The 16168-nt window shown below is 63.1% G+C and carries 18 protein-coding genes and 1 tRNA gene; 13 read left to right on the plus strand and 6 right to left on the minus strand.

Annotation, left to right across the window (positions count from 1 at the left end; translation table 11 throughout):
- Nucleotides 1-179 precede the first annotated feature (179 nt).
- From petA to VMR39_RS22510, 5 genes are all read left to right on the plus strand, one after another.
- Complete coding sequence (petA, locus tag VMR39_RS22490) at nt 180-746, plus strand: ubiquinol-cytochrome c reductase iron-sulfur subunit (protein ID WP_325419289.1); 567 nt, start codon at nt 180-182, stop codon at nt 744-746.
- A 13-nt stretch (nt 747-759) separates the two neighbouring features.
- The gene (locus tag VMR39_RS22495) at nt 760-2052 is read left to right on the plus strand and encodes a cytochrome b/b6 (protein WP_325419291.1); all 1293 of its coding nucleotides are present in this window, start codon (nt 760-762) and stop codon (nt 2050-2052) included.
- Between the two features lie 13 nt (nt 2053-2065).
- A complete protein-coding gene (locus VMR39_RS22500) occupies nt 2066-2917 on the plus strand; it encodes a cytochrome c1 (RefSeq protein WP_325419293.1) in 852 nt (283 codons plus the stop codon).
- A 134-nt stretch (nt 2918-3051) separates the two neighbouring features.
- Nucleotides 3052-3588, plus strand: a complete 537-nt coding sequence (locus VMR39_RS22505) for an adenine phosphoribosyltransferase (protein WP_325419295.1) — start codon at nt 3052-3054, stop codon at nt 3586-3588.
- 161 nt (nt 3589-3749) lie between these two features.
- Nucleotides 3750-4802 (plus strand): endonuclease/exonuclease/phosphatase family protein, encoded by a 1053-nt coding sequence (locus VMR39_RS22510; protein ID WP_325419297.1) that lies wholly within the window; start codon nt 3750-3752, stop codon nt 4800-4802.
- 4 nt (nt 4803-4806) lie between these two features.
- Here the strand turns inward: VMR39_RS22510 and VMR39_RS22515 are convergent, their stop codons facing one another.
- A complete protein-coding gene (locus tag VMR39_RS22515; protein WP_325419299.1) occupies nt 4807-5436 on the minus strand; it encodes a 5'-methylthioadenosine/S-adenosylhomocysteine nucleosidase in 630 nt (209 codons plus the stop codon).
- Between the two features lie 355 nt (nt 5437-5791).
- On the opposite strand from VMR39_RS22515, the gene VMR39_RS22520 reads away from it, so the two are divergent.
- The 6 genes from VMR39_RS22520 (at nt 5792) to VMR39_RS30550 (ending at nt 8092) form a co-directional block, all read left to right on the plus strand.
- Nucleotides 5792-6451, plus strand: a complete 660-nt coding sequence (locus tag VMR39_RS22520; protein ID WP_325419301.1) for a TetR/AcrR family transcriptional regulator — start codon at nt 5792-5794, stop codon at nt 6449-6451.
- 42 nt (nt 6452-6493) lie between these two features.
- The gene (locus tag VMR39_RS22525; RefSeq protein WP_325419303.1) at nt 6494-6877 is read left to right on the plus strand and encodes a hypothetical protein; all 384 of its coding nucleotides are present in this window, start codon (nt 6494-6496) and stop codon (nt 6875-6877) included.
- A gap of 68 nt (nt 6878-6945) precedes the next feature.
- Nucleotides 6946-7068: a hypothetical protein gene (locus VMR39_RS22530; RefSeq protein ID WP_325419305.1), complete on the plus strand. Its 123-nt coding sequence runs from the start codon at nt 6946-6948 to the stop codon at nt 7066-7068.
- Nucleotides 7046-7432, plus strand: coding sequence for a hypothetical protein (locus VMR39_RS30545; RefSeq protein ID WP_414712578.1), 387 nt, complete (start codon nt 7046-7048; stop codon nt 7430-7432). The genes VMR39_RS22530 and VMR39_RS30545 overlap by 23 nt, the downstream gene beginning before the upstream one ends.
- Entirely contained in the window at nt 7404-7775 is a 372-nt protein-coding gene (locus VMR39_RS22535) for a hypothetical protein (RefSeq protein WP_325419307.1), read from the plus strand. Before VMR39_RS30545 ends, VMR39_RS22535 begins: the two co-directional genes overlap by 29 nt.
- On the plus strand, nt 7685-8092 hold the full coding sequence (locus VMR39_RS30550) for an alpha/beta fold hydrolase (protein WP_414712579.1): 408 nt from the start codon (nt 7685-7687) through the stop codon (nt 8090-8092). Before VMR39_RS22535 ends, VMR39_RS30550 begins: the two co-directional genes overlap by 91 nt.
- Nucleotides 8093-8138: 46 nt before the next feature.
- Here the strand turns inward: VMR39_RS30550 and VMR39_RS22545 are convergent, their stop codons facing one another.
- Together VMR39_RS22545 and VMR39_RS22550 are read right to left on the minus strand one after the other, a co-directional pair.
- Nucleotides 8139-8810 carry a hypothetical protein gene (locus VMR39_RS22545; RefSeq protein WP_325419311.1) on the minus strand — a complete coding sequence of 224 codons (672 nt, stop codon included), beginning with the start codon at nt 8808-8810 and terminating at the stop codon, nt 8139-8141.
- Between the two features lie 609 nt (nt 8811-9419).
- Nucleotides 9420-9494 (minus strand) — tRNA-Val (locus VMR39_RS22550).
- Nucleotides 9495-9623: 129 nt separating this feature from the next.
- Between VMR39_RS22550 and VMR39_RS22555 the strand changes: the two genes are divergently transcribed.
- Nucleotides 9624-10955: a dicarboxylate/amino acid:cation symporter gene (locus tag VMR39_RS22555; protein ID WP_325419313.1), complete on the plus strand. Its 1332-nt coding sequence runs from the start codon at nt 9624-9626 to the stop codon at nt 10953-10955.
- Here VMR39_RS22555 and cpdR read toward each other — a convergent pair.
- The gene (gene cpdR / locus VMR39_RS22560; protein ID WP_325419315.1) at nt 10952-11335 is read right to left on the minus strand and encodes a cell cycle two-component system response regulator CpdR; all 384 of its coding nucleotides are present in this window, start codon (nt 11333-11335) and stop codon (nt 10952-10954) included. The two genes, VMR39_RS22555 and cpdR, sit on opposite strands and share 4 nt — an antisense overlap.
- Nucleotides 11336-11470: 135 nt before the next feature.
- Between cpdR and VMR39_RS22565 the strand changes: the two genes are divergently transcribed.
- Nucleotides 11471-12364: an N-formylglutamate amidohydrolase gene (locus VMR39_RS22565; RefSeq protein WP_325419317.1), complete on the plus strand. Its 894-nt coding sequence runs from the start codon at nt 11471-11473 to the stop codon at nt 12362-12364.
- Nucleotides 12365-12367: 3 nt separating this feature from the next.
- Here the strand turns inward: VMR39_RS22565 and VMR39_RS22570 are convergent, their stop codons facing one another.
- Both VMR39_RS22570 and VMR39_RS22575 read right to left on the minus strand, forming a co-directional pair.
- On the minus strand, nt 12368-14254 hold the full coding sequence (locus VMR39_RS22570) for an acyltransferase family protein (protein WP_325419319.1): 1887 nt from the start codon (nt 14252-14254) through the stop codon (nt 12368-12370).
- Between the two features lie 405 nt (nt 14255-14659).
- Nucleotides 14660-16057, minus strand: coding sequence for a helix-turn-helix domain-containing protein (locus tag VMR39_RS22575; RefSeq protein ID WP_325419321.1), 1398 nt, complete (start codon nt 16055-16057; stop codon nt 14660-14662).
- Nucleotides 16058-16168: the final 111 nt, after the last annotated feature.

The following is a 16168-nucleotide window of genomic DNA, read 5'->3' on the forward strand; positions in this document are numbered from 1 at the left end:
TTTGCAATAGGCTAGGTAATATTGCGACTGGCAAAGACGACGCAGTCCGGTTATCACCCCCTTCGAACACGCCGGGGGAAGGCGGGATCAGTTCAGGCTGTAAACCCAAATCCCTTGATAAATCAGGGCTGTTAAAGGCACCCGGTGTGAGCAGGGAAGTCTTGCAAGGGTAGAGGTGCATGGCGAGCGTAGAGCATTCTGACGGCCAAGAACTATCCGGCGGAGAAGGGGTACGCCGCCGCGATTTTATCAACATCGCTGCGGTGAGCTTCGCAGGAGTCGGCGCTGTCGCCGTCGTCCTGCCGCTGATCGACCAGATGAACCCCAGCGCGGATGTACTGGCGCTCGCATCGACGGAAGTGGACCTGTCGGCGATCCAGCCGGGCCAGGCGATCAAGACCACCTTCCGCTCGCAGCCGCTGTTCGTGCGGCAACTGACCCCCAAGGAAATCGCCGAAGCCGACAAGGTCGACCCGTCCACGCTGCGTGACCCGCAGACGCTGGAGGAGCGCACCGTCGACGGCAAGAAGCAGTGGCTCATCACCATGGGCGTCTGCACCCATCTCGGCTGCGTCCCGCTGGGCGCGGGCGAGGGGGAGAATCGCGGTGAATTCGGCGGTTATTTCTGCCCCTGCCACGGCTCGTCCTACGACACGGCCGCGCGCATCCGTAAGGGGCCTGCCCCCAAGAATCTGGAAGTGCCGAAGTTCAGCTTCACTTCCGACACTGCCATTCTCGTGGGTTAAGGGGGGTAATAACATGAGCTTTCCATGGGCCGAACATTATACCCCCAAGCATCCGGTGATGCAGTGGGTCGACGAGAAGCTGCCGCTGCCGCGCCTCGTCTACAACGCGATCGGCGCGGGCTATCCGGTGCCGCGCAACCTCAACTATTTCTGGAATTTCGGCGTCCTGGCCGGCCTCGCGCTGGTGATCCAGATCGTCACCGGCGTCATCATGGCGATGCATTATGGCGCCAATGACCTGGTCGCCTTCGGCACGGTCGAACAGACCATGCGTGACGTGAATGCGGGCTGGCTGATGCGCTATGCGCATGCCAACGGCGCCAGCTTCTTCTTCATCGTCGTCTATCTCCACATCTTCCGCGGCCTCTATTTCGGCTCCTACAAGGCGCCCCGCGAAATGGTGTGGCTGCTCGGCCTCGTCATCTTCCTCCTCATGATGGCGACCGCTTTCATGGGCTATGTGCTACCCTGGGGGCAGATGAGCTATTGGGGTGCGAAGGTCATCACCGGCCTGTTCGGCGCGATTCCCGTGGTGGGCGAGCCGATCCAGACCTGGCTTCTGGGCGGCTTTGCCCCCGGTAACGCCTCGCTCAACCGCTTCTTCTCGCTGCACTTCCTGCTGCCCTTCGTGATTGCAGGCGTCATCATCCTGCACATCTGGGCGCTGCACATTCCGGGCTCGTCGAACCCGACCGGCGTGGAAGTGAAGGGGCCGCAGGACACCGTTCCGTTCCATCCCTATTATACGGCAAAGGACGGTTTCGGCGTCGGCGTCTTCCTGATCCTGTTCGCGATCACCCTGTTCTTCGCGCCGAATTTCCTCGGCCACCCGGACAATTATATCGAGGCGAACCCGCTTTCGACGCCCGCGCATATCGTGCCCGAATGGTATTTCTGGCCCTTCTACGCGATCCTGCGCGCCTTCACCGTCGACTTCTTCTTCGTGCCGGCCAAGCTGCTGGGCGTGCTGGCAATGTTCGCGTCGATCCTGCTGCTCTTCTTCCTGCCCTGGCTCGACACGTCACCGGTGCGGTCGGGCAGCTATCGGCCGACCTTCAGGAAATTCTTCTGGATCCTCGTTCTGGACGTGCTGGTTCTGGGTTATTGCGGCGGCGCGCCGGCGGAAGAGCCCTATGTGATGATCTCCCAGGTCTTCGCGGGCTATTATTTCGCGCATTTCCTGATCATCCTGCCGCTGATCTCGCGGTTCGAAAAGCCGCTGCCACTGCCCAACTCGATCACGGATGCGGTGCTGGCCAAATATGCCAAGGCTGACGGCGAACCCGCCGCGGTCCCGGCTGAATAAGGGGGACGAGACTATGGTACGCATCGGCGCATTTCTCGTCGGCCTCTTCTTCGCCGGCTGGCTGCTGGTTTCCTTCCTCGTGGGCGCCTATGCCTATGTGACGGAGCCGCCGGCCAAGACGGTGGAGCATGAATTCCACCTGGCCCCCAAGCACGTCTCCTTCTCGTTTGACGGGCCTTTCGGCAAATATGACCAGCAGCAGCTCCAGCGCGGCTTCCAGGTGTTCAAGGAGGTCTGCTCGGCCTGCCACAGCCTGAAGTTCGTCGCCTTCCGCGATCTTGAGGCGCTGGGCTATAACGAAGCCGAAGTGAAGGCGATCGCCAAGCAATGGGCGATCAAGACTCCCGATGTCGATCCCGCCACGGGCGAGGCATCGACCCGTGATCCCGTCCCGGCCGATCATTTCCCCAAACCCTTCGCGAACAATGTCGCGGCGGCGGCGGCGAACAACAATGCGATCCCGCCAGACCTGTCGTTGATGACCAAGGCGCGCCATCATGGCCCCGCCTATGTCTATTCGCTGCTGACGGGCTTCCAGTCGCAGCCGGCCGAACTGCTAAAGAAGTTCCCGGACTCCAAGACACCGGAAGGGCTGCACTATAACCCCTATTTCGCCAACCTGAACCTCGCCATGGCGCCGCCACTGACGGCCGATGGGCAGGTGACATATGGCGACGGCACCAAGCCGACGGTGGACCAGATGGCGCAGGACGTATCGGCATTTCTCGCCTGGACCGCCGAGCCGAAGCTGGAAAACCGCCACCGCGCGGGTCTTGCGACGGTCGTCTTCCTGCTGATCGCCACGGCTTTGGCCTACATGTCCTATCAGAATATCTGGGCGGAAAAGAAAAAGGCTGTCGCCTGACGGCCTGACCCAGCCACCGGTGATTCAAGTCAGATGAACCATCTGACGGTTCGAAATCACGGAAAGCAGGCTAAGACAAAATGACAGGGCGCGGTTCCTTGAGGGGACCGCGCCCTTTCTCTATGGAGCATGGCATGAGCATCGACAGCCTGACTGCCCTGATCCGCACCATCCCCGATTTTCCAAAGCCGGGGATCATGTTCCGCGACGTCACGACCCTGTTGGCGGACGGTCCCGGCCTCACCGAACTGGTAGAGCGGCTGGCCGCCGTCGCCCGGCCGCTGGACCCGGACCTGATCGTCGGGATCGAGGCGCGTGGCTTCATCCTCGGCGCGGCGCTGGCGGTGGCGCTGGGCAAAGGCTTCGTGCCGGTGCGCAAGAAGGGCAAGTTGCCCGGAAAGACCGTCGGCATCGATTATGTGCTGGAATATGGCACTGACCGCCTCGAACTGCATGAAGGGCAGGTGCCGCAGGGCGCGCGCGTCGTACTGGTGGACGATCTGATCGCGACGGGCGGCACCGCGCTCGCTGCCGCCGAGTTGCTGCGCGAACAGGGCGCGAGCGTGCTGATGGCGCTGTTCGCGGTCGACCTGCCTGATCTGGGCGGCAAGGCCGCGCTGGAGGCCGATGGCATCGCTGCCGAGGCGCTGATCAAGTTCGCGGGCGAGTAAAGCGGAATCTAGAGCAGATTCCGATCCGATTTCATCGGCTCGGCTGCTCCAGTTCTTTGTTTTACCGCGTTTTCCGAGTCAGCAGGTGATTCCACCTGCTTAGAAAATGCCCTAGCGCTTCCGAGGGGCAGGGCATGAGTGGACGAGCGAAAGGAAGGATCATGCGCGCCCCCTTTGCGGCTCTCGCACTTGCCCTGACGGCATCGGGCTGTACCACTCCCCTGCCGCTGCGGACTATGGCATGCGAAACTGCTTCGCCGCCGTTGATCACCCCGACGCCGGATGGGCAGAGCTTCACCACCCTGTCGGTGCTGACCTATAATATTGAGGGGCTGGGCTGGCCTGCCCGTTCCGGGCGCGCGCCATCCCTGCGTGCCATCGGGGAGCGGCTGGCGGCGCTGCGGGCTGAAGGCAGGGCACCCGACATCGTCCTCTTCCAGGAAATGTTCAGCGGCGCAGCGAAGAAGGCGGTCGCCGCCACCGGCTATCCGGCCATCGTCACCGGTCCCCGTCGCACCACCCGCGCGCGGGGCGTGACGAAGGAGACGCTCCCTGGCCGCTCCCATATCAAGCGCGGTGAGGTCGGCCTGCACCTGACCGGCAGCGGCTTGGCCATCGCTTCGCACTATCCGGTCGTCCAGGTCGACATGCACGCCTATGGCCGCCGGTCCTGCGCCGGGATCGACTGCCTTGCCAACAAGGGCGTCATGCTTGCCCGGATCGCCATTCCGGGCGTGCCGACGCCGATCGATATCTACGATACCCATATGAACAGCCGGGGCGCATCCCGCGCGCCGGGGTTGCGCAATCTCGCCGCGCATGAACGCCAGTCGCTCGAAGCCTCGGCCTTCATCGACCGCAGTCATGACGATGCCTATCCGCTGATTTTCGGCGGCGATTTCAACATGCGCCATTCCGACCTGCGTTGGGAAAATTTCTCGCGTTACCAATCGCTCAATCTGGTGCATCGCGTCTGTGCGGATCCCGCGTCCGGCTGCGACGTGCGCATGTCATGGGATGGTGACGAGCCGTGGATGGACACGCAGGATCTGCAATTTTTCTGGCCCGGCGACCGCGTGTCGGTTCGTCCGATCCGGGTGGAAGCGATGTTCGACGGTGGTCCCAGCGGCCCCGAACTGTCCGACCATGACGGCTTTCTGGTAACCTACCGCCTGTCCTGGCCACGGCAGGCGGCTCCGCAAGGCGGCTGCTGACCCGTCAGGCGGCCTTGCGCGCCAGCGCGTCGGGCAACTGGTCCACGGTCTTCGCCAGCCGCTCGTCGAGCAGACCCAGCAATTCCATCCAGCCATTGATATGGTCCAGTTCGCCCGGCCCATCCGACACACCGCGCAGGCCCATCAGCGGCACGCCGAATCGATCGCAGGCCCGCGCCACGGCAAAAGTCTCCATGTCGACCATGTCGGCGTCGATGCCGGCATATTCGTCCCCGCCCACGACATTGGCGCCGGTAGACAAGCGCGCGGTGGGCAGGGCGAGCGGCGTCACCAGCGGCAGGTCGACCGGATGATCGGTCAGCGGCGTCACCCCCTTGGTAAAGCCCAGTCGCGAGGCGTCCATGTCGCGCCATGACACGCTGGCGATCTGGAAAATCTCCCCCAGCGGGCAGAGCCGCGATCCGGCAGAGCCAAGGCAGACGACGAGGTCGGGCAACGCCTGTTCGCGCTCGAGCGCCTGCAACGCCATGCCGGTGACCAGCGCGGCCTCCACCGGCCCCACGCCGGTCAGCAGAGGCGCAAATCGCGCGCGCAGATGCGGCCCATATTCCGCCTCCACCGCCATCACGAACAGCACGCGCTTGTCGGCAATCATTTCACAGCCCGGCGTCATCGTCGAAATCCTCTGATGGTTGGGGCCGCCTTAGAGTATCGAGGACAAAAGTGGGAACCGGTTTTCCATACAAATAATGCCAAAATGAAAAAGGCGCGCGCATTCGCCAGAATGGTCGGCCGGACGCTGAAACCCTGCACATCGGTGATACCACCTGTGCTGACAGATTTCGACTATACAGAGCGCGCCAACATGGTCCCAGACCATTGGCACAAAACGCAGCCATTATCGTCCTGTTTTGCTTCGATCGCTCGTCCTGTCGCGCATCCCGCGCTTTCTGTCCCGTGCGGGCTGGATCGAAATGGCATAAAGCGACATTATTTATGTCACTAAATGACATGCTAGGATATTTTCAGTGGCTGCCCGTGACGAAGTGCGATTGAAGATTTCACGAGAATCCGCGCGGCTATTTCTCGCAAATGGCATCGCGGACACGAGCGGTGACGCTATCGCGGCTGCCGCTGGTGTTTCGACAAGAACCGTATGGCGTCACTTCGCCAACAAGGAGAATTGCATTGAGCCGGTACTCGCAGTGTCGATCCAGCGCTTCGCTCGGATACTCGATGAGTGGCCGCTCGATCAGGCGCTGGAGGATCATCTTCGTGTAGCGATGCCACTGGATGGCGAAGCATCGGCGTTGATCGCCGACGGTGTCATTGCGGTCCGGTTGGTTGCGCTGTGCGGCAAGGAGCCGGCCATCCGTTGCGTCTGGCTTGAAGCCTATCATGCGCTTGAAGTGAGGGTGCAGGATGTGGTGGCCCGACGCGCCAACCGATCGAGCCTCGATTTCGATGTTCGGCTGTGCGCTGCAACGATCGTGGCGGCGATCAGGGTTCTCGACGAGGGCATCAGCGTTGCGGCCGTGACCGAAGAACGGAGCTACACCTCAGCCGACCTCGTGGCTCTGATGTCCGATGCGATCCGAACCGCCGCCACACTGCCAATCTGCGACCCGATCGCGGTCGGCATCTACCATCTTTGGGGTGGTGGAAGTGTACGCGCCAAGCGCGACTGACCGTGGAACGGTCGAACAATCTTCATCTCACAGGAGAGTGACATGCGTAACATCAGCCACAATCAAGACTGGCAGGCACCGCGATATTGCAGCGGCGTGCATCGACCTGCCTTGATGGCGGTAGCCGCGCTGCTGGCGATCGGCACCGCTGGTGGCGCATCGGCCCAAATCGATTGGGGCCGCTCCGCTGAGCACGAAGACCGGAAGACCTGTGAACGTTTCGGTGCCGACCACGGCCGCGAGTATACAAGATGCATGCTTGAACAGCAGCGCCGCCGCGACAATGCGCCGCTCTATGCCGCTGAGCAACAGCGCAACAATGCCGAGGCGGCCCGCAATAATGTCGAGACAGTCCGTCGGATGCGCCGCAATCGCGAAGCCAAACGAGCGCGTGAGCGTGGGGAGCAACCGCTGCCGTGCCGGTGAATAGTGGGTGGTTCAGACGGAACATCGGCGCGTTAGCGTTAGCAGACCGCGCCCAGGCTGGCTGCGACATGCATGATCTTTCCGGCAATCAGCCCGCGCCGGATACAGGTCTGGTCGCGATTGCGTACCCGAAAACCGAAAAAGGCGCCGTGGCCGAGATCCAATTCGGTGTGCCTGTCGCCGGTCCATAACGCTGGCTCGAAGCGGACTCACGCACCGATCCAGTGGTCGCAGCCTGGATCGGCGAGCAGCGACGTACGACGGACGCCTATCTGGCTGGCCGGCCTGCCCGGCCGGCAGACATTCCGCCAGTTACAGGCGTCGACCTACGACTATGAACGTCTCAGCATCCCGCATAAGGCTGGTGGCCGCTACTTCTTCACGCGCAAGGCAGGTGCCCGGGACCATCCAGTGCTTGTCATGCGCGAGCGCTCGAGAGCCGAACGTATCCTTTTGGACCCTGCTTCATGGTCGAGGGACGGCACGGTCACCTTTTCGGAACGGCGCGCGTCCCGATACGGTTCCCGTGGCTTATGCCGAGCAGGACGGTGGTAGTGATTGGCGCACGATCCGCGTTCTCGACGTCAAAACCGGCGAATCGTCGGCCGACATGCAATTCATGGGGTCGAACAGGGCCAGTGACCAGCGGTGCTGTTTCGCCACGGCTTTCCGGACACCGCCGCGGCATGGCGCCATCAGACGCGCGCGGTCGCGGACGCCGGCTATCGTACCTCCACTGGATATGCGCGGTTATGGTCGTAGCTATGCGCCCGATGCCGCCGATCGTTATAGCGCGCACCGCCTGCGATCTGGTCGGGTTCTCGATGCGCTGGACATCGACAAGCCGTTCTCGTCGGCCACGACTGGGGCGCTGATCGTGCATCGCGCGCCGCTGTGATGCACCCTGACCGGTTTCGGGGAGTCGTCAGCATCAGCATTCCTTTCGCACCACGCGGCGAGTGGAGTCAGTGGGATCAGTTGCGTGCTGACGGGCTTGGCGAGCGATATTGCACATTCGACATCATGAAGCCGGGTGCCGAGGCGGGTTTTCGAGCCTGCTGCGGAGTCATCCCGCGCACGCTGCACTGGCTGTCCGCGAGCCCGCCGCCGCAAGAGCGTTGGGATCCGGTCGATCCGGCAAAGCATATGCTGCGACCCGTATCGATCGACATCCCGTACTGGGCCGATCCCGACTATGTACGGCACAAGGTCTGAGCAGGTGCCCGCGCATGGGCGGATTCTCCGCTGATCGATCGCCCTTCTACCGCGTGAACAGGAACCCGATCAGCAGAAGCAGGACCACGGATTGGAGCAGGGCTAGAATCGCGGTGCCAAGCGCGCGGATTGGACCGATTGACAGCTGGGCCATGAACCATCCCGTCTCTGCCACGATAAAGTGTATCAACCCTATTGCCGCCAAGGCCAAGCCTGCGATCTGCGCCGAACGTGCGGGCAATGAGGCGAATGTCGTGCCGAAACTCAGGGCAAGTGCAAACGCCGCGGCAGGATAGCACTGGCCATAGAAAGGAGCTCGCAGCGTTTCCCGCTTGATCGGCTCGCCCCGACGGCGCAGCAGTCGCACCGACATCATCAGCGGGAAGATGGAAAATACAACGAGACGTAGTAGCAGCGCGCTGGTCTGATCATCGACCAGGCCGGCGAGGCCATGCCGGTTCGCGATGATCGCGTCGGCCTGCCCCAGAGCCGTGCTGGCGCCATGCGCGAGCAGTAGCGCAAGCGCGAGAAAGAGCGGGGGGCTGACTGCCGCGGCGTACTGATCTTCTTCCGGTAAAGCGAGTTGCTCGTCGGCATATGCCATCATGTCGAGCGGATTGACCACCGCTCGCCAAAGCGTCAGCGGGAAGAAAATCAGCCAACTCATCACCTCAAAGAGGAGTTCGTCGAGCGAGTTGAGCCATTTCATGAAATCCATTGCGGCATCGTCGCGAATTCGGCGGTTGAAGGCAATGACCGGCTGGCATCCCTACGAGCGCGAAATCCTTTTCCGCGTCTTGCAGCGGCCGTTGGGCTGGATGCTGCGACTTCTCCCCCGGCATGGTGGCGCGCATCGCGGCAGCGAACGCGCCCAATGTCGAAACTCGGGTGATGGACGGGCAAGCGCTGGCGGATATGGCGTGATCGCGACATGGCAGGACCAAGACAGGGAATGGTTAGAGCAGATGCCTGTTGCGCCTGTAAAAAGGCCTGAACCGCGATGGCACGCGATCTGGGTATCCCCAAGGATCGGGGGCCTAAGCTCATCCGACATTCGGTCGCGACGACCATTACGCGCGATAGGGTCGATCTGATCGAACAGGAATGGCCCTTGGTCACCGTGTGCTGACGAAGGCGACCAGCATCTACGCGATCTTGAGTCCGATTATATCAGCTCCCCCGGTCTGCGATCGAAGGCCTATGGGCTCTGCTGGAGCAGATATGCGAATATCCGTTAAACGCAAATCTCACGCAAGTCGGCAAGGATGGGCGCCGACGAAGGGCATAGAAAAAGCCCGGTAAGTCGTTGACCTACCGGGCTTTTCCATGGTGGGCGTGGCAAGGATTGAACTTGCGACCCCTGCGATGTCAACACAGTGCTCTACCACTGAGCTACACGCCCGCCGTGGAGGGGGCCAATAACGGGGGTCGGTGACTCGCGCAAGCAGGAAATTGCATCTTTCCAACATTCTTCTGGACAGGGGTGGGGTCGCTCATATGCTGCGGGGCAAACAGGGGGACGCCAACACCTATGCTGCCATCGCCATCCTCGCCGCTGCAAACGGCGCCGCGCCTGCCTTTCTACCGCCAGCTTTATGTCCAGGTGCTGGCCGCGATCGCGTTGGGTGTAATTATCGGCCATGTCTGGCCTGACGCTGGCAAGCAGTTGAAGCCTCTCGGCGAAGCCTTCATCAAGCTGGTGAAGATGATCATCGCGCCAGTCATTTTCCTGACCATCGTCACCGGCATTGCCGGGATGAAGGAACTGGGCGCGATCGGCCGGGTCGCGGCGAAGGCGTTCGGCTATTTCCTGACCTTCTCGACCCTCGCGCTGATCGTCGGCCTGATCGTCGCCAATGTCGTGCAGCCCGGTGCGGGCCTCAACATCGATCCCGCGACGCTCGACGCTGGCAAGGTCGCCGACTATGCGCATCAGGCGCATGAGCGCACGCTCACCGGCTTCCTGATGAGCATTATACCTTCGACCATGGTGTCGGCGGTGGCGGACGGCAATATCCTCCAGGTGCTGTTCGTGGCGATCCTGTTCGGCATTGCCATGACGTTGATCGGGGACAGGGCGCAGCCGTTGATGACCGTGCTGGAATCGGCCAGCCATGCGGTGTTCAAGCTGGTGTCGATCCTGATGAAGGCCGCGCCGATCGGTGCATTCGGCGCCATGGCATTCACCATCGCTGAATATGGCGTCGGCACGCTCGCCAATCTCGCCGGGCTGGTGGCGACCTTCTACCTGACGTCCCTGCTGTTCGTGCTGGTAGTGCTGGGCGGAGTAGGGTGGCTGGTGGGCTTCAATATCCTGCACCTCATCCGCTATCTGAAGGCGGAACTGCTGCTGGTGCTCGGCACCTCCTCGTCGGAGGCGGCGTTGCCCAGCCTGATCGAAAAGATGGAGCGTGCCGGTTGCCGGAAGTCGGTGGTCGGGCTGGTCGTGCCCACCGGCTACAGCTTCAACCTCGACGGCACCAATATTTACATGACGCTGGCGGCGCTGTTCATCGCGCAGGCGTGCAACGTCCATCTCAGCCTGGAGCAGCAGATATTGCTGCTGCTGGTAGCGATGATCTCGTCCAAGGGGGCGGCGGGCGTCACCGGCGCGGGCTTCATCACGCTGGCGGCGACGCTGTCGATCGTGCCGACAGTGCCGGTTGCGGGCATGACCCTGATCCTAGGCGTCGATCGTTTCATGAGCGAATGCCGCAGCCTCACCAACTTCGTCGGGAATGCCGTGGCGACGGTAGTGGTGTCGGCATGGGAAAAGGGTCTGGACCGCGAGCGGTTCAACGCCGCCATGGCCGGCATCCCGCTCGATCCCACTCCCGACATGCAGGAAGTGGTGCCGGATTAAGGCCTGATTTCCGGCGCCACCGTCTCGCTGCCGAACATCCGCTCGACCTCCAGCACCAGGTCGCGCAGGTGGAAGGGCTTGGACAGAACTTTTGCCTGTGGCACGGCCTTGCCCGCCTTCAGCGTCACGGCGGCAAAGCCGGTGATGAACATGATGCGCATGTCCGGCGCGACCTGCGCCGCATGCTGGGCGAGTTCGATGCCGTCCATTTCCGGCATGACGATGTCGGTCAGCAGCAGGTCGAACCGGTCGCTGTTGATATGGGGCAGCGCCTCCAGCCCGGTAGCCGCCGAGACCACGTCGTAACCCGACTTTTCCAGTGCGCGGGCCAGATAGGTCCGCATGCTTTCGTCATCTTCAGCCAACAATATGCGAATCATCGCCCCGTTTCGTCCTGTCGCAAGCTTACGCGCGTGCCACCCCGATGGCTGGCGCGAAGCCATCTTATATGCGACAAGGTGTAAATATTATCCACCCGGGTAACCAAATTTGGCGCGCCGGCGAAAGGAAACGCATTGGACGACAGCGCGCCGCACCCCCTTGTTCCGATACATCCGCCCTTCGACCTGCACGGACCAGAAATACCCGACCGCCCTGTGATCGTGTCGGTGCCCCATGCCGGGCGCGACTATCCAGCAGAACTGCTGGCGAAGGCGCGGGTCAGGCCGGACATGTTGCGACGGCTGGAGGATCGCTGGGCCGACCTGCTTGCCGAAACGCTGATCGCGCGTGGTTTCACCGTGCTGGTGGCGCGGGCGCCGCGGGCGACGATCGACCTCAATCGCAACGAACGGGAAGTCGATCCCGTCATGCTCTGCGACGTGCCGCATGGTGTTGTGCTCCAGAGCAGCGCCAAGCTGCGCGGCGGTCTTGGCCTGTTGCCGCGCCGCCTGCCCGGCGCGCATGAACTGTGGCGCGGGCCTCTTCCCTGGACGGAGGTGCAGCAACGGATTGATCAGGTCCATCGTCCCTATCATGCGACGATCGCCCGGCTGATGCAGGCGGCGCGGCAGGAGCATGGCCACGCTATCCTCATCGACTTGCACAGCATGCCGCCCTTGCCGCCGCCCGCTGCGGGGCAGCGCGCGGCGGGCATGGTGCTGGGCGATCGTTTCGGCCGCAGCGCGTCGAGCCGGCTGATCGCGCTCATCGCCGACATCGCCGAGGCGCATCAGGTGGTGACGGCGCAGAACCATCCCTATGCCGGCGACCATCTGCTGGAGCGGCATGGCCGGCCGGGGCGAGGGATGCACGCGATCCAGGTGGAGATCGACCGTGCCCTCTATCTCGACGTGACGCTCGACCGGCCGGGGCCGGGCATGGAGCGGATGCGGGCGCTCGTCACCGACATGGCCGAAGCACTCGCGCGCGAACTGCCGCATGAGGATTATGCGATGGCGGCCGAGTAACGGTTAGCGCCCGTCGCCGATCACCAGGCGGGCGCCCGCGACGCTCAGATGATGGGTGTCGAAATAGAGCGGCTTGCCGTCGCGCTCGATCGTACAATGGGTCGCACCGCACAGCGCCTTGATCGGATCGATATAGGTCACGCCGCGTGCCTGCCACCCGGCAAAAGAAGCGCGGAGATGGCGTGTGTGCGCCTCTATCGCCGCGCGGTCTACGCCCGTTGCGCCCGCCAGCTCTCCCGCGCGGGCAAGGTGGGCCAGGCGACGCGGCACGTCGAAGGGCTGGGGCGGCACCGGGCCGATAATCGTCACCTGTCGTCCTTCCGCGCGCAGCGCCCTTATGGTGCGCTCCAGCTTTGCGACGAAGGCCGGATCATCGAATTCGCCATTGCCCCAGAAGGCGGCCAGATAGACGCGTCGGATCCGTGGGTCAGCCCGGATGGCGTCGAAGGTCGCCCGGTTGGCAGCGGCACAGCGCGCGTCCTTGGCGTCGTAGTCCAGCACCGGCGGGCAACTTGACGCGGTGCGCTGGATCAGCGACCGGCCCTCCGCCTGCGTCTGCTCGCCAAGCGCATAGGCCAGTTCCACGCCATGGCTGTCGCCCCAGAGCAGCGCATCCGGCGGTACCGCCGCACCAAGCGTACAGGGCTGCACCCCGCGCACGAAGCTGTCATGGCAGCGCCCGCGTTCCGGACTGACATCGTTGCGTCCGGCAATCTGCGCCAGCACTGTCGGGGAGAAACGCGATGGCCAAGGGCCATTGGTCAGCAATGCCAGCGACAGCAGGCAGAGCAGCGCCATTGCGCCAGCAGTAAAAGCGAAAATCCGACGCGCCGGTATTCGGCTGTTATCGCGGAAAGGGCGCTCCACGAAGCGCCAGGACAGGAAGGCGGCGACAAAGGCGCCAGCGATCACCGCGATGCGGGGCCAGCCCGCCAGCGGCATGTCGGTCGCATATTCGGTGAAGACGATCAGCGGCCAGTGCCAGAGATACAGCGAGTAGGAGAGGAGGCCCACGCCCACCAGCGGCGGCAGGGCGAGCAAGCGTCCCATGCTGGTCCCCGGCGCGGTATGGAGCAGTGCGGCCGCGCCCGTCACCGGCAGCAGCGCCGCCATGCCGGGGAAGAGGGTGGTGCGATCATAGACGGCGACCGCTATCGCGATCGCGCCGCATCCGGCCCAGGCGATCGCCTCGCGCAACCATCTTTGCCGCACCGACGGCACGGCCCCCAGCGCCAGCAGCGCGCCCGCAAACAATTCCCAGGCGCGGGCGGGGAGCAGGTAGAAGGCGAAGCCGGTCGGGTCGCGCTGCATTGCGATGCACAGCACCAGTGATCCCGCTGCGATCATCGCCACCACCGCCGTCCGCCAGCGCGGCGCGAAGCGGGCCAGCAGCATCAGCAGAACCGGGAAGCCGATATAATATTGTTCCTCGACCGCCAGCGACCATGTGTGAAGCAGGGGCTTCACATCTGCGCCACCTGCGAAATAGCCGGTATCGGCAAAGAACCAGAGATTGGATGCGAAGACGGTCGCGGCCAGCGCCGATTTCGGCACGCCTTCCAGATCGCCCGGCAGATAAAACCACGCCGCCGCGCCCAATGCCGCGACGATCATCAGTGTCAGCGCGGGCAGGATACGGCGAAAGCGACGTTCATAAAAACGGATGAGCGAAAAACGCCCCTCGTCCACCTCGCGCGCGATGATGCCGGTGATCAGGAAGCCCGAAATGACGAAGAAGATGTCGACACCGACATAGCCGCCCGAAAAGCCCGGCACATGCGCGTGGAACAGCAGCACCGGCAGAATGGCAAGCGCGCGCAAACCGTCAATGTCGCGGCGATAGCGAATCGCTCCGTCTGTTCCTGCCTGTGTCGATACCGGGCCGTGCATCCGGCGGCGTTAGCGCGAAAGCCCTGATAATCTCTTTATGTGATTCGCACCGATTCGCGCTGGCGATTGGCGGCGACGTAACGATCGCTATTTCCGTAACGTCATTCGCAATCGTTCCGCATGTGATTGCATTTCATGCAACTGCTCTTTTTTCCTTCGCATTTGCGAAGCTTGCGGGTGGTTGGCAAAGGGGGTGTGCCTTTCAGGCATCCTCTCCTAAAAACTTTCAGGCTGGTCTTCGGACCGGCCTTTTTTTTGTCTTATCGCCGCGCTACAAGAATGACGCTGATGCCGCGTTCATAATAGTTTCTTGGAGAGGATGCTGCCGGCAAAACCGGCAGGGCGCGACATGGCTGGGGGATGAGCGCGGCCTTCGCGATCTCCCCCATTTTCTTTCTCGCAAGTTTATCCATCCGCAAAGCCGAAGGGCGCGCGCGTCCGGCGATAATCGTCCGTCAGCATTTCGCGCCCGATCGGCGGGGCGGATCGCGCCATGCACTGGGCGCGATGGCACAGGCGACAGGTGACGCCGATCGGGGTCGGCTCCACGGGCGGCGCATCCTGCGTGTAGATCAGCCGATGCGCATGCTCGGCCGCGCAGGCGAGTGCGATCGCGCGTTCGACCTTCGGCGCGGCCCATCCGCCGCCGCCGGCCGTCACCGTCCGCGCGATCGAGAAGAAGCGCTGGCCGTCGGGCAGTTCCAGCCATTGCGTCACCACCTCGCGCGGGGTTTCGAACACGCGATGCACCGACCAGAGCGGGCAGGAGCCGCCATGACGCGCGAAGGGAAAGCCCGCGCCGTCGAGCCGTTTCGACACATTTCCCGCCGGATCGACCCGCAGGAAGAAGAAGGGCACACGCTCCTGACCTGGTTTCTGGAGCGTCGTCAGGCGATGCGCGGTCTGCTCGAAACTCGCGCCGAACTGTCGGGCCAGCGCCTCCACATCATAGCGTTTCGCCTCCACAGCTTTGGCAAAGGCGGTATAGGGCATCAGGATCGCCGCCGCGCCGTAACTGGCCAGCGCGCGACGGGCCAGTCGTCGTCCGCTTTCGCCGCTGAACTGCCCGTCTTTCAGCAGCGCGTCGAAAGTCTTGCGCATCTCCAGATAGGCGATCTGGAGCGCCAGCTGGAAGGACGAACTCGCCCCGTCCAGCGCATCGTCCAGCAGCACTGCGTCGCGATGCCGGTCCAGCCGCCGCATCGACCCCGCCATCACGTCCGACGGCAACCGCCGCACGCGCAGATTATGCCGCGCCTTCAGCCAGCCAGCCAATCCGCCTTCGGCTTCAGCTTCTGCCGCCAGCGTTTCTGCCGCATCGTCCAGCAAGGGGAAGCTGTTGCGCCGCGCGGCGAGGAAGCGGCGCGATTCCGCCACGGGATCGGCCATGTCCTCCTGCGGCTCCGGCCCCGCGCCGCGATCCGCAAGCGCCAGATGTTCCTCGCGATAGCTTGTGTAAAGCCGCAGCAGCGCCTCGGTAATGCCGGGATAATTGACCGCCACGTCGCCGGTCGCGAGCTGGGGCAGGTCGATGTCGGCGAACATCGGATCTTTCAATACGGCCTGCAATCGCGCCGTCTGCTCCGCGCCGCCGTCGCCCGCGACCTCCGCCATGTCCAGCTTGTAGGTGCGCGCGAGCCGCAGCAGCATGTCGGCGGTCAACGGCCGCTGGTTGCGCTCCAGCAACGCCACATAGCTGGGCGAAATCTCCAGGTCCGCCGCCATATCCGCCTGCGTCAGTCCCAGGTCGCGCCGCAGCCGCCGCAGGCGCGGTCCCATGTAAACCGGGCGATCCTTGGCCATGACAAAATCTCTCCTGTGTAAGCTTTACAACTTTACACCAGATTTTTGTAAAGATCGACAACTGGACTGTGGCAGGGGTGCTTAAAGGCGTTGAGACTGTCTAGTTCGATG

The organism is Sphingobium sp. (genome assembly GCF_035511395.1).
In the GTDB taxonomy this organism is placed as follows: domain Bacteria; phylum Pseudomonadota; class Alphaproteobacteria; order Sphingomonadales; family Sphingomonadaceae; genus Sphingobium.